Raw genomic sequence first — 12,798 nt, 5'->3', positions numbered from 1 at the left:
ATCTAAAAAAGAGATTTTACAGTGGCGTTTAACGTTGCCATTCAACGCTATTAACTTAGCCCCAAGATAGAGATATCAAGCGTTTCCATTTAACGCGGTTAATTAAATCTATATTAAATTTCTAACCACAGTCATCTGACAAAATTGTCAGGCTTCTACTTCTGCTTCAAATTTTTCTCCAAAGCGATCGGTAGCTACAACTTTTACTTTTTTAACTTCCGGCCCGAAATGTGCCAGAAATAAATGATCGGTAGAAATTGGCTCAACAAATGGTCTCGGATTTGGCAGTTTATCACCTTTATACAATTTAACTGATAAAGGATCAAATCCATCCTGCTGCGCTAAGGTACCCATTGCTTTACCATCCAAAAAGTACTCAATTTTCCATTCAGGATCGTAATTCCAAACATTGGCAATCAATCTTTTTTGATTGGTCAGGGTATCAACATAAATGCTTAATTGTTTTTTACGGTCTTCGCCGGTCGATTTATAATACCATTTTAAATCGGTTCCGTTTACTTCATAAACACCATATCCACGGGGTGTTCCGTCGCCACAGATTGGGCCTGTCCACCAGCCACCACAAACTGTACCATGATTATGCTCGTAAATGCCATTTTTAATTACATTTTTGTTGAAATGCGTATGACCTGACATGATATGCACATTTTTAAAATCCTTTAACACGGCATAAAAATCTTCATTGTTTTTTACTGAATTGTGTACCGGAATATGCAGGCAAATAATTAACAAAGCATCTTTTGGTACCAATTGTAAATCTTTGGCCAGCCATTCTAATTGTGTGGGTGTTATGTATCCATCATAGGTTCTTTCTACGCCTAAATAGCGAACATCATCTAAAACCACATAATGTGCTTTGCCCCTGTTAAACGAATAATAAGTAGGCCCATAATGTGCCTGGAAGGTACGGTCCGACGTATCATCGCCACCTTGCCTGTAATCCTGATCGTGATTTCCTAAAGCCTGAAAAAAAGGAATTCCGATGTTGGCAATGGCTTCGTCGTAAGCCGGAAAAAGGTCGAAGTTATCCCAAACCAGATCGCCTACACCAATACCATGTACCAATGTTTTTCCCATACTTTTTACCACTTCACGGGTATCGGGCACAGAAGTTTCCATCATTTGCTGCACATCTTTTTTGGTTTTTACCTGTGGATCGGCCCAGATGATGAAATTATGCTTGTTATCGTTTTGTTTTAAAGGTTTAAGGTCGAAATTTAATTTGCCGGCAGTATCCGGTTTGTAATAATGGCGCGCGATGCTGCTCTCAGTTTTAAATTCGTAGCCGGATGGTGTACTGATCCATACGAAACGGGCAAGTTCATGCAGTTTTAGTTGATAATTTCCGGTTTTATCGGTTTGGACTACGCTGTAGCCATCAGAGATGACAGCACCTGCCACGGCTTTTCCCTTACTGGTTACGGTGCCACTTACCAGACCATCAACAGAAAAAAGTGAGGAAGGAAAGGATTTTAGGCTAACGAATAAGGTGGTGGTTAATAAAGTTGATTTTTGTATAAAGGATCTTCTGTTCATGTCGATGCAAACGGATGGGAGTGATATCTTATTAAAACCACTAAGAAAACCAGGTGACTTTCTTAGTGGTTATATGTTATTTTATTTTAATCTGGTTGGCGGAATGGTATCTGTACGGATATATTCGCCCGTAACAGCATTTAAAATCCTCACCAGAGAAGTTCCTTCGATATCTTCTATTGTTGAAGAAATACTCAGGTTAATGTCTGACTGACTTCTTGCTTTGATCCATTTACCTAAAGATGGATTGTAGATCCCTCCGAGTTTGTTCCAGAAACCCTGATCGGCTGGCAGCTGGTAATTAAAACACAATGTGTTTTCGCCGCTTCTGTAGTACGGTTGTGATGCCAGCGTAATCGGATTTATTTTATCGTAAAAATCGGTATTGGCAATCTTATAACCTACCGAAGGTGCATTGTATAAACTACCGCCGCTACCGATAAAGATTACATCGATCGGCGCTGTATTTACATCAACAGTTGTACCTTCGAAAATTGCAAAACCAGATGCGTTACCCGAATTGGCAAACAGGCCTGTTGTATATAAACCAAACCCATCACCGTTTCCTGCAGGTGCATTTGCAGGGGTTGCTACAGTATAATCTTTAGACCTGATCCATTTAGATGATGCAATTGATTTTGATTTTGATCCGTTGATCAGTTTAGACGACCCGCCTACATAAAAGAATTCGCCTTTTGAAACCTTTCCCGAAGTGAGATTGAATTTATATGTTCTTGCAACCAATCCGGCGGGAGTAATTAATGCATCAGAGCCTGTTGCCCATCCTTTTGTAGGAAAAACACCTGTAGGGGTTGATGCTCCTGCATTGTTTGTTACCACCACACAAAATGGCGTTACTTCAAAATCAATGTCTCTTGTGGCCAAAAACTGCATGTACTCGTAATTTCCATCGCCCCCCTCTGCATCGGCCATATAACCTGTAATAATTGCTGCCGCAATATCAGGTGTAGAGCTTAAAGCAACAGCATCTTTTATGGTACGCATTCTTTGGTGTGGTTTTAACGCGCCGTTTGCCGTAACGGTATTAAAAATAATTCCATAATAGTTACCGTTAAAATTAAGTCCGCCGGTGTTTGCAAAAGTTGCGGTAGGCTCAGTATGCAAGGTAAAATTATCAAAACCATCGTTAATTGTTTTATCACCTCCATAAGTATCGTTAGGACCAGCGCCTGGCTCAAATCCGGCTTTTACAATTGCCACCAGCGTACTTTCGTAGTCATTCGGTTTAGCTAAAATAAAACTGCTGCCTACACGGTTTGGAGGAATAGGTACATTGGATGCAATTTTAGTGATTGCACTGGCCGGAACACCAGTAACCTGCAAAATTCCATTAACCCTTTTTAATACGGCTCCTTCGACTCTTATACCAACAGAATCTCCAGGTACATATTTGGCTGCATCGGCTCCGATAGGAATAGAAATACCCCTGATTAAACCTAAACGGCGTTTATCCTGAATAATAAGTAAACCCTCAGGCAAATTTTTACCTGAATGGTCTGATATTACCACACCGGTTATGCTACTCGATCCAAACATATTCTCGCTGGTTAGCGTTACATCAGATCCCTTGTACAGGTTTCTTAAATCATACAGGGGTACATAATTACCGATAACACCGCCAGGATAATTTGATTTTTTACACCCCGACCATATCATTGCCAGTGAGAGAAAAGTTAAGCTATAAAATATTATCTTTTTCATTTTGATCATTTTTTAATTGTTGATTAAGGTTTCTGCCACCACACATTTGTATTAATTGCATCGGGTCCTTGTTCTGCTACCGCTAACTGATAGTTTGTGGGATTTGCCGACTGCACATAAACGGGATAGGTCATTCTTGCCGGCATTACCCCTCCATTTCTTAGCCCTGCACCTTTTGGTAAAACAGGATGCCCGGTACGGCGATACTCGAACCATTGCTGCATATCGACAAGAAACAGGGCGAAGTATTTCTGCAAGTGAATCTGTTCCATTTTACCTTCGGTAGATTGCGTATTGTCCCAATCTATATCGGCATCAGTAACGTATTTGGTAAAAGCTGCAGACGAGGTTGAGGTAGAAAATGCAGGCACCCAGTAATTAATGGCATTGGCAATACCTGCGTTATAGTAATTAACAGCAGAACCATTAATCCAGCCTTTTACTGCTGCCTCGGCCAAAATGAACTGAAGCTCCGCATAGTTCATCAATATACCTGTTTTAGCTGATTGTTGCAGGGATTTGGCACCATATGTACTGCTTCCCAAAGCCTGATCGTACGAATAAAAATAAGCCTGTTTTACTACACCAGCGCCAACAGCATAACCACTCGGCACACCAGAATATCCCTGAGGACCCTGAGCAATACCAAGCCTGTTTACACCACCATCACCATTTGGTGCATTTGCATCAATACGTGGATCGGCCCAGTCTCTTAAATGCTCAATAAAAAAGCTTCCAATGGCCGGCGATCTAAAATCCTGTACCCTCACCCCATTTACATAAGGATTTACATAGGGATCTGTTCCGGTTAAACCTGTCCAGGTTAAAGTTGCAGATTCGCTATTGTTTGCCATAATCGGATAGTTGGCCTGGTTCGTATTTACGATTTCTTTAATTTTAGCAATTGCCTGTGCAGAAACCTCAGATTTACCCGAAACCCTTAGTAATAACCTCAGGTACAACGAATTGCAGAACTTACGCCATTTGGCAATATTGCCCTTAAATACCGGATCGCTTGAAGGTGTAATCGCTACGCCCGAACTTAACAATGTATTGGCCTCCTCGAGTTTTTTAAACATATCGAGGTAGATGTCTTTCTGCTTGTCGAATTTTGGTTCTAAAACACCGGTACTACCCTGATTTGACTGGAAATATGGAATATCGCCATAAGTATCTGACAACATAGAATATACCCACGACTGGCAGACCAGAGAAATCCCCTGATATGATTTATTTTCCATGCCCGGCTTTCCGGCCAGGTTATAAATGTCTTTAAAATTGGTTAATTGTACATACCATGCATTCCACAGGTAATCAGAAAAGGTACTTCTGTACTCATACCGGAATACAGTTCCGTCGCCATCGCTGATGCTTACCGTTACCTGCATCAGTTCGTTGTTAAAATTTCGGTTACGGATCATGCCATAGGTTAATGTATTCACCAGGGCTGGTGCCAGTAACTTATCAGGTGTGGTTGAAAGGATATTAATCGGATCGGTGTTAACTTCCTGAAAGTTTTTATCGCATGAGGAAAGTGTACTTGCGGACACTACTAAAGCTGCAATAATTTTATATAGATTCTTTTTCATGTTTTAAAAGATTATATGCCAATTGATAAATTGAAACCAAAAGTTCTGGTTGAGGGGAACTGACCAATCTCAAATCCGGTAACAATATCAGAACCGCTAAGCGTACCAAATTCGGGATCGAACATTGGCCATGGTGACCAGATAAAAAGGTTACGGCCATAAACTCCGAAGGTTGCGGATGAAAGTCCGATTCTTTTAAGGAAACGCGGATTAAACTTATAGTTTAGAGAAGCTTCCCTGAATTTGATAAAATCGGTGCTGAAGGTACTGCCCTCTGCATTATCTGCACCTGCGTGCGAGCGGTAATATTCGTCAATATCGTAGGCAACTGTGGTATTTGGAACATAAGAACCATCGGCCAGCTGAACCACTCCATTACCTACAATGCCATTATACCTGCCAGGCAGCGTGCTGGTTAGTTTACCCTGCTCAACCATTTTGTAGTTTAATAAAGAGTGTGCAACCGCGCCCACCTGTGCATCAAAAAGCACACTTAAGCTGATGTTTCTGTAAGCAAAGGTACTCCCGATACTGAATTTATATTTAGGCATGGTATTACCGAGGTACACTACATCATTGGTAATTTTTGCAAAACCGGTTGTGGCATCATAAACCACATTTCCCTGCGGATCGCGTACGTATCCCCTGCCATATAAATCGCCCATGCTTCCACCAACTTTAGCCACAATCTGTCCGCCTGCTACCGGACCCGTACGTAAAATAATCGAGCTATCAGTTAAGGCTTTAATCACATTTGAGTTTGAAGCAAAAGTGGCGTTCATCGTCCACTTAAAACCTCCTTTTGTCACAACCGGTGTTCCGTTTAAGGCTACCTCAACACCAGTATTATTTACCTGTCCTGCGTTAATCAAGGCCTGGTTATAGCCAGTTGAACGGTCCACAATTCGGGTTAAAATCTGGTTTTTAGTGTTTCCTGCATAAACGGCCACATCAAAGCCTAACCTGCCTTTAAATAAGCTTACTTCAGTACCTACTTCATAAGTGGTGGTTTTTAGCGGTTTTAAATTTTCGTTTGGTAAGATGGTCGGATTTACAAGCGAACTATCCGGGTAAGTACCATTAGAAGCCAACGAATAGGTATAAGCAGTACGGTAAGGTGTGGTACCACCGCTACCCACCTGCGAAACTGAAGCCCTTAATTTAGCAAAACTGATTGCTTTTGGTAATTTAAAAAATTCTGAAAGCACAAAACTGGTACTGATTGCGGGATAGAAAAATCCAACATTATCTGTTCTGGTTGCCGTAGCCAATACACTGCTCCAATCCTTACGGCCAGTAAGTTCTACGTACCAGTAATTTTTATAGTTGGTAGATAAAACCCCGTAAAAACTATTAATACGGTATCTGCTGGTATCAGGGATAGAAATTAACGGATATAAGTTATTGGTTAAATCGTAGATATCAGGAACGGTTAAACCATCGGCACGTAAATCAGATTTATTGTATTTGTTTCTTAACTCGCTTCCACCCAAAGTGGCATTGATACTGAAATCTTTATTGATTTTTTTATCATACCTTAATAGGAAATCAATATTGGTTTCCTGCGAATTAATGTGCTGCTGACGCGTTGAACCTTTAGGTAAACGGCTACCAGAATCGTACGGACGATCTTGTGCACGGCGCTCGTTAGAATAATCGATACTCGACCTTAATAACAGACTCAATTCTTTTGTAAACTGATAACTGGCCTGAATATTTGCCGTTATGTTATTACGTCCGGTTCTATTGATAAATTCGTCAACTACTGCATAAGGGTTCTCCGGGAACGAACTAAAAGGATATTTAATTACTTTATTTTCCTGTCCGTTTGCCCAATAATTCTTGATCCAATCCAAACTTGCATTTGGTTGCCAGAAAATAAACCAGTACATTAACGATTGGTTACCATAACCCGCACCCGGCAGGTTGTCGCTAAACCTGTTGCCATAATTGATTTTAGTGGCAATCTTTAATTTAGAAGTGACGTCGGTGTTTGTTGATAAGGTAAGTGTGGTACGTTCTATTCCGGTATTGGGTACAATCCAGGTATTGTTTTGGTTGGTAACCGAAAAACGAGCTGTGGTGTTTTTATACCTTCCATCCAAGCTCAATGAGTTGGTTAAATTTTCGCCGGTGCTAAAGAAATCCCTGATCTGGTTTTTATAAGGTACCCAGGGTGTACGGGTTTTACCTCCTGTTTGAGTAACCGGATCGTACTGGAAAAACATCTGGCCGTCAAAACGCGGACCATAAGCAGAACTTGTTCCGCTGGTACTTGCACCATCGGCACTTGCTCCGTAAGAATAATATGAAGCGCCATCTAAACCCTGACCATATTCGTACTGCATATCGGGCCAGCGGTTAACCTCTTCGAAAGACCCGTTGGAAGTGAATCTGATATTTACCTTTTTATGTTTTGAATTGCCTGATTTAGTAGTAATAATAATGGCTCCGTTTGCACCACGTTGGCCGTATAAGGCAGCAGCACCAGGACCTTTTAATACCGTTACACTTTCAATGTCTTCAGGATTGATATCGTTAATCGAACTTCCGTAATCCGCAGGCATGTTATCACTTCCGGTCCCATAAACACCGTCTGAACTGTTTGCTGTACGTCTACCCCCACTATTGTTAATCACCACACCGTCAAGCACAATCAAGGCCTCGTTATCACCTGTTAGGTTGTTTTCACCCCTTAAAATGATTTTGTTTGAACCTGCCGGACCACTGTTTGACCTGATCAAATTTAAACCGGCAACTTTGCCCGAAAGTGCATCTGTCCAGTTGGTAGAAACAGCTTCTGTTAACTGGTTACTATCAATTTTAGTTACGGCATAACCCAAAGCTTTTTCCTGCCTTTTAATACCCAGTGCTGTAACCACCACCTCATTTAGTGAATTATCAGCTTGTACCAGTTTAAAATTAACATTCGTAGTTCCGCCAACATTAACCTTTACCTGCTGCCTTTTGGCAATGTCGTAAGAAATAAATCTTGCCTCAACCGTGTAAATGCCCTGGGCAACATTAAAACTATATTCGCCATTGTTATTGGTTTGCCCAACCGCGTTAAGTTCAACAATTTTAATGGTTGCAGCCGGAATAGGCTCGTTATTTTCATCAACAACCTTCCCAATGATTCTGCCGGTGCTGGTGTTTTTTGCTGTAATCAGAATGTTGCCGGCACCACCCGCTTTATAGGTAAAAGGCATTCCTTTTAGAAGCAGATCGAGTATTTCGAATACCGACCGGTTCCCGCGCGAAACATATACCCTTTTCTGATCGTCGAGCTGATTATTATTATAGGCAATATGATTACCGCTAAGCTTTTCTAAAGTTTCAAAAGCTTTTTTTAAAGTCATGCCATCAGCTTCGAATAAAATTTTCTTGTCATTTTGGGCATGGATATATTGAGAGAAAGAGAGCATATTCAACATCATTATGGCGATAATTACCATAATTTTTGAGGGATACTGACAGACGTTTTCCATCCATCGGGTATTAATTTTCATATCTTTACTAAGTTTTACTTTGTCAAATGAGTTTAAACAGTTTTTAGGGCTTGAAATGTGTCCAGCATTTCGAGCCATTTTTCGGCTTTAGTAATTTTATATCATATCTATCTTTATAGTTTATCGTTAATAAATGATTACTTTATTTTCATAGATTTTGTATTTTGAGTCCGATAGCCTGGCAATTACATCCATAATCTGCTTCGCCGAACATTTATCAAATTTTGCGGTAAGCTTTACCTTTTTTAAAGCTTCGTTTTTTATTTCAATATCAAGATCATACTCACGGGCAATTACCTCAGCGATTTCGCTCAGGGGTTTATCGTAAAAAAAGATTTTGTATTCCCTCCAGCTATCAAAATCAATTGCGTGTACTTGTTTCTTGGCAAATTTTCCGTTGTTTTTGTTAATGGTAAGTTGTTCGTCAGGCAAAAGAAACTGCACAGGAGCTGTGTTTCCCTGATTTTTAAACAGTACCCCTACTTTTCCCGATTGAACGGTGATGGTAATGTTTTTTAATGATGGATAAGCATTTACATTAAATGAAGTACCCAGAACAGTGGTACTTACTTTACCGGTGTACACTACAAAAGGCTGTTTGTTACGGTGCTGCACATCAAAAAAAGCTTCGCCATCTAAATAAACGATCCGTTGGGCGGAGGTATTAAAATTGAGTGCGTAACGGATCTTGGTATCGCCATTGAGGTAGATATTAGACCCATCAGGCATGGTAACCAATCTTTTTTGTCCGCGTGGATTATAAATTTCATTATAAGCCACAACTTCGGTTTTTTTTGGATGAAGGGTATTGAAATAGAGAACCGGCAATAACGCAATGATCACAATAGCAGCTGCGATGGTAAAATACTTCCGGTAATTGATTTTCTTTATTATAAGCGATTGATCAACGCTATTTTGGATATGCTGTTGAATGGCCAGCCAGCTTTTTTGCTGATTAGCAGGTTTGTTTAGCGAATAATCTGCGGCCTCAAAGGCCTGTAAAGTCTCCCTGAAAATCTGCTGATTCTGCTGGCTGCTTCCAACCCACATCAGTAAATCAGTTAAATCTTCACTGCCAATGGTTTTCTTGCTGTAATTTTCTATTAATCTGTAGTAACGTTCGTCCATTTAGTAATGCTGTTCTGGATGTAAGACAGATTAAACGGCGCCAATACGTAGCGAAAAAGATCAAGTTATTGTTAACAAATTGTTAAGTGTAAAGAGTAGGCTAAATGGATTAATAATTTGAAGGATTGTTTCATTCAAGGAAAAACATAAATGCTTTTTTTGGAAATGAATGGTCGTATTTCATGGGTCTTTTAGCCCCGCTATCCGCTCCAGAGATCCGCTCTTGTCAGGTGTAGGTGCAACAGCCTGATACAAAATCAAATTAATCTGGTATTTCCGGTGCAAGTGGTTTTAGGTTTCAGAGCACCAGCCTTACTTAAATAAACCCGATTGCAGGGAAGAGCTTCCGATCCTTCATCGGAACTCGTACCAAAAAGCGGGACTGAAAGGGCCAAAAGCCAGAAACCGCAAATTTCCTATAAACTGACTGTAAATCATGTTTAGAAAAATGACTTTCCATTAAAAATTGGAAAACAAAGAAACAGATTAAATCTTCGATCGGTCGGCAGTCAGTGATCTAAAGTTTTTCACAGCCTGATATAGTAAAGTTTCTACCGTTCTTACCGAAATACCCAATAAATCGGCAATGATATTTTTTTCCAGCAAATCGATGCGACTCATTAAAAGCACTTCTCGCTGCCGGTCGGGCAATAAGTTAATCAAACCTATAATTTCAGAATAGGATTCTCTACTGGTAAGCTGTTCGTGTGGATTTAAATAAGTATCCGGATAATCGAGTGTATCCTCGCGATCGTTTATACTTAAAATATAAAGTTTTACGCGCTGAATTTCATTAAAGGCTAAATTTTTGGCGGCAGTAAACAGGTACTTTTTAATCGATTTAACCTGAAGCTCGTTTCTTCTGTCCCACAACTTCATAAACAGATCAGCAATAAGCTCTTCGGCTTTATTATAATCCTTAATGTAAATGGAGGTAAATTTACATAAGGCAGGGTAATACCTGTTAAAAAGCGTTTCTAATGCAAGGTTGTCCTGATTTGCCAATAAAGACATTAAATCTTCATCACTTTTGCTTAAATATACATCCTTCATCTTGCCAGCAAAAGTAGCCTGCCAACGTTACGGTAACGTTAAGCAAACTTTGCCTTTAAGTTACGGATGTATTAATTGTGTTGGATTTATGTTGAGTACATGTTTTTTATATAAAGCATTAAGCGAGAATGTCCTTTCAAGTACAATCAGCCCAACAACTGGAAATATCAGTAACTCGGTAATATTAAAAGTGTAGAAAAAGTAACCGAATATCAGGATTAACCTGAAACATTCCAGGTAATAAATCCATTTGCGTTGCTCTAACAGTGCTCCGATATTGATCAGTGTAACCAGAATAAAAATTGCTATAGCCACTTTATGTACCAGAGTTAGGTATCCGTAAAACATAGTAGTACCGGTTAGCATTGCCACCACCATCATCAGCTGGACATTTAAATAAATTTTAAATTTGGGTTTAGGTTTAGCCTCGTGCTGTATCTTATTTTGGTAATAACGTTCTTCTAAAACCGGCCTGATATTCTGGTCCATTAAAGCCGGACTGCCAAAAACAGCATCCCATTTTGCTTTAAATCCATTTGCACGCCGGTAAGCTTCTGCAATTTCGAGGTAATAATGAAAATGCTGCCATAAAAAGCTATAGCTTTTAATAGGATGCGTTAAGCCATATTTCGGGGCTTCCTCTTCTTTTTGGAAAGTACCAAACAATTTATCCCAGAAAACGAAAACATCTCCATAATTTTTGTCGAGGTATTTTTCATCCGATGCATGGTGAACCCCATGTAATGAAGGAGTTATAAATACATTTTCGAGCCAGCCCAGCTTGCCAATCAACTGTGTATGTGTAAAAAACGAATAGGCGCCATGCGCCAAAAGTATGGTAATAATCATATTAGGGTGAAAACCGATTAATGGTAAGGCACACCAGAAAACATTACGAAAAATAGCCTGAATGGTGGTAATACGGGCAGCTGCAGATAAATTAAATTCCTCGCTCTGGTGGTGTACGATGTGTGCCGCCCATAAAAAATTAATCTCGTGCCCTAACCTGTGGTACCAGTACCAAACCAGATCAGTAGCAAGGAGCAACAATATCCATACATACCATTTGGTAGAAATATCAAAAATGGCATAGTTTACATACACCCATTTATATACCTGGTAAAAGCTGGCAGCTATAAATAAATTGAGCAACCTTTCGGCAATACCTACACTAAAATTTGCAACGGTACTTTCGTATTTAAATATCTTCGCTTTTTTCTGATGCTGTGCAATCTTAAACTCAATAAATACAAAAATAAAAAATGCTGGTATCGCAAATGCAAGGTAATTTACGCTCATAAACTGTGGTCTTTTTTATGTTAACGTCACAAACATAATTATATTCTATTAAATACATAGATTTTATAGATAATATTATTACACATAAATTACTTCCTTATTCATTTAATGTTTGTTGTTTTAATTTATTTGTAGAACTTCGAAATTATAAATACATCACTATGGCGATTAAGAAAAAAGCTGAAAACAACAATATATTATCGATCGATATTGGCGGTACCAGTATAAAAACAGTACTTTTAGATGAAGGCGGAAACATGCTTACTGAATATTTAAAAAGCAAAACTCCACCAGAAGCTACTCCAAAAGATATCGTTTCGGGCATTGTAGACTTAATTAAGCCTTTTCCTGATACTTATAATCGGGTGTCGATCGGATTTCCTGGTTATGTTAAAAACGGTATTGTTAAAACCGCCCCCAACCTGGCTAAAAATAAATGGGCCGGTGTAGATCTTGCCCAACGCGTAGCAAACGAATTAGGCAAACCCGTACGTTTGGTAAACGATGCAGATCAGCAAGGTTTAGGTGTGGTAGATGGCAAGGGTTTCGAAATTGTTTTTACAGTGGGTACAGGTTTCGGTACAGCATTGTTATTTGATGGAGAATTACTTCCGCATTTAGAACTGGCACATTTCCCGATCAATAAAGAAGAAGATTACGACGATTACATCGGCAATAAGGCCTTTGAAAAAATTGGTGGCGAACGCTGGAACAAAAGGTTGAAAAAAGTAATCGAAATCTATAAAACGGTTTTCAATTATGATACCTTATATATAGGTGGTGGAAATTCGAAACAGATCGATTTTAAGCTTGAAGACAACATTAAAATCGTAACCAACAGAGATGGTATTAAAGGCGGTGCAAAGCTGTGGAAGCTGGCCGATAAGTATAATATCTTTACGGTTGAACCAGAAAAATAATTGACCTTTATTACAATCTTT

At 39.5% G+C, this 12,798-nt stretch carries 8 protein-coding genes; 1 reads left to right on the top strand and 7 read right to left on the bottom strand.

Going from position 1 to position 12,798, the window contains the following annotated elements; genetic code table 11:
* Positions 1 to 147 precede the first annotated feature (147 nt).
* The 7 genes from ACTJKC_RS20510 to ACTJKC_RS20480 form a co-directional block, all read right to left on the bottom strand.
* On the bottom strand, positions 148 to 1,557 hold the full coding sequence (locus ACTJKC_RS20510; protein WP_440794853.1) for a calcineurin-like phosphoesterase C-terminal domain-containing protein: 1,410 nt from the start codon (positions 1,555 to 1,557) through the stop codon (positions 148 to 150).
* A gap of 81 nt (positions 1,558 to 1,638) precedes the next feature.
* Positions 1,639 to 3,279, bottom strand: coding sequence for a DUF5689 domain-containing protein (locus tag ACTJKC_RS20505; protein ID WP_440794851.1), 1,641 nt, complete (start codon positions 3,277 to 3,279; stop codon positions 1,639 to 1,641).
* 23 nt (positions 3,280 to 3,302) lie between these two features.
* Positions 3,303 to 4,868 (bottom strand): SusD/RagB family nutrient-binding outer membrane lipoprotein, encoded by a 1,566-nt coding sequence (locus ACTJKC_RS20500; RefSeq protein WP_440794849.1) that lies wholly within the window; start codon positions 4,866 to 4,868, stop codon positions 3,303 to 3,305.
* An 11-nt stretch (positions 4,869 to 4,879) separates the two neighbouring features.
* On the bottom strand, positions 4,880 to 8,356 hold the full coding sequence (locus ACTJKC_RS20495) for a SusC/RagA family TonB-linked outer membrane protein (protein ID WP_440794847.1): 3,477 nt from the start codon (positions 8,354 to 8,356) through the stop codon (positions 4,880 to 4,882).
* A gap of 147 nt (positions 8,357 to 8,503) precedes the next feature.
* Positions 8,504 to 9,505 (bottom strand): FecR family protein, encoded by a 1,002-nt coding sequence (locus ACTJKC_RS20490; RefSeq protein WP_440794845.1) that lies wholly within the window; start codon positions 9,503 to 9,505, stop codon positions 8,504 to 8,506.
* A 486-nt stretch (positions 9,506 to 9,991) separates the two neighbouring features.
* Positions 9,992 to 10,558 carry a sigma-70 family RNA polymerase sigma factor gene (locus ACTJKC_RS20485; RefSeq protein WP_440794843.1) on the bottom strand — a complete coding sequence of 189 codons (567 nt, stop codon included), beginning with the start codon at positions 10,556 to 10,558 and terminating at the stop codon, positions 9,992 to 9,994.
* A 60-nt stretch (positions 10,559 to 10,618) separates the two neighbouring features.
* Complete coding sequence (locus tag ACTJKC_RS20480) at positions 10,619 to 11,857, bottom strand: sterol desaturase family protein (RefSeq protein WP_440794841.1); 1,239 nt, start codon at positions 11,855 to 11,857, stop codon at positions 10,619 to 10,621.
* Between the two features lie 161 nt (positions 11,858 to 12,018).
* On the opposite strand from ACTJKC_RS20480, the gene ACTJKC_RS20475 reads away from it, so the two are divergent.
* Entirely contained in the window at positions 12,019 to 12,777 is a 759-nt protein-coding gene (locus ACTJKC_RS20475) for an ROK family protein (RefSeq protein ID WP_344851803.1), read from the top strand.
* Positions 12,778 to 12,798 lie beyond the last annotated feature (21 nt).

Source organism: Pedobacter sp. 22226 (assembly GCF_052045455.1).
Lineage (GTDB): Bacteria > Bacteroidota > Bacteroidia > Sphingobacteriales > Sphingobacteriaceae > Pedobacter > Pedobacter jeongneungensis.
This window is presented reverse-complemented; position numbering and strand designations above follow the sequence as displayed.

Bases quoted from the DNA above. Each gene is read 5' to 3' on its own strand.
- ACTJKC_RS20510 (WP_440794853.1), bottom strand. From the start codon at position 1,557: ATGAACAGAAGATCCTTTATACAAAAATCAACTTTATTAACCACCACC.
- ACTJKC_RS20505 (WP_440794851.1), bottom strand. From the start codon at position 3,279: ATGAAAAAGATAATATTTTATAGCTTAACTTTTCTCTCACTGGCAATG.
- ACTJKC_RS20500 (WP_440794849.1), bottom strand. From the start codon at position 4,868: ATGAAAAAGAATCTATATAAAATTATTGCAGCTTTAGTAGTGTCCGCA.
- ACTJKC_RS20495 (WP_440794847.1), bottom strand. From the start codon at position 8,356: ATGGAAAACGTCTGTCAGTATCCCTCAAAAATTATGGTAATTATCGCC.
- ACTJKC_RS20490 (WP_440794845.1), bottom strand. From the start codon at position 9,505: ATGGACGAACGTTACTACAGATTAATAGAAAATTACAGCAAGAAAACC.
- ACTJKC_RS20485 (WP_440794843.1), bottom strand. From the start codon at position 10,558: ATGAAGGATGTATATTTAAGCAAAAGTGATGAAGATTTAATGTCTTTA.
- ACTJKC_RS20480 (WP_440794841.1), bottom strand. From the start codon at position 11,857: ATGAGCGTAAATTACCTTGCATTTGCGATACCAGCATTTTTTATTTTT.
- ACTJKC_RS20475 (WP_344851803.1), top strand. From the start codon at position 12,019: ATGGCGATTAAGAAAAAAGCTGAAAACAACAATATATTATCGATCGAT.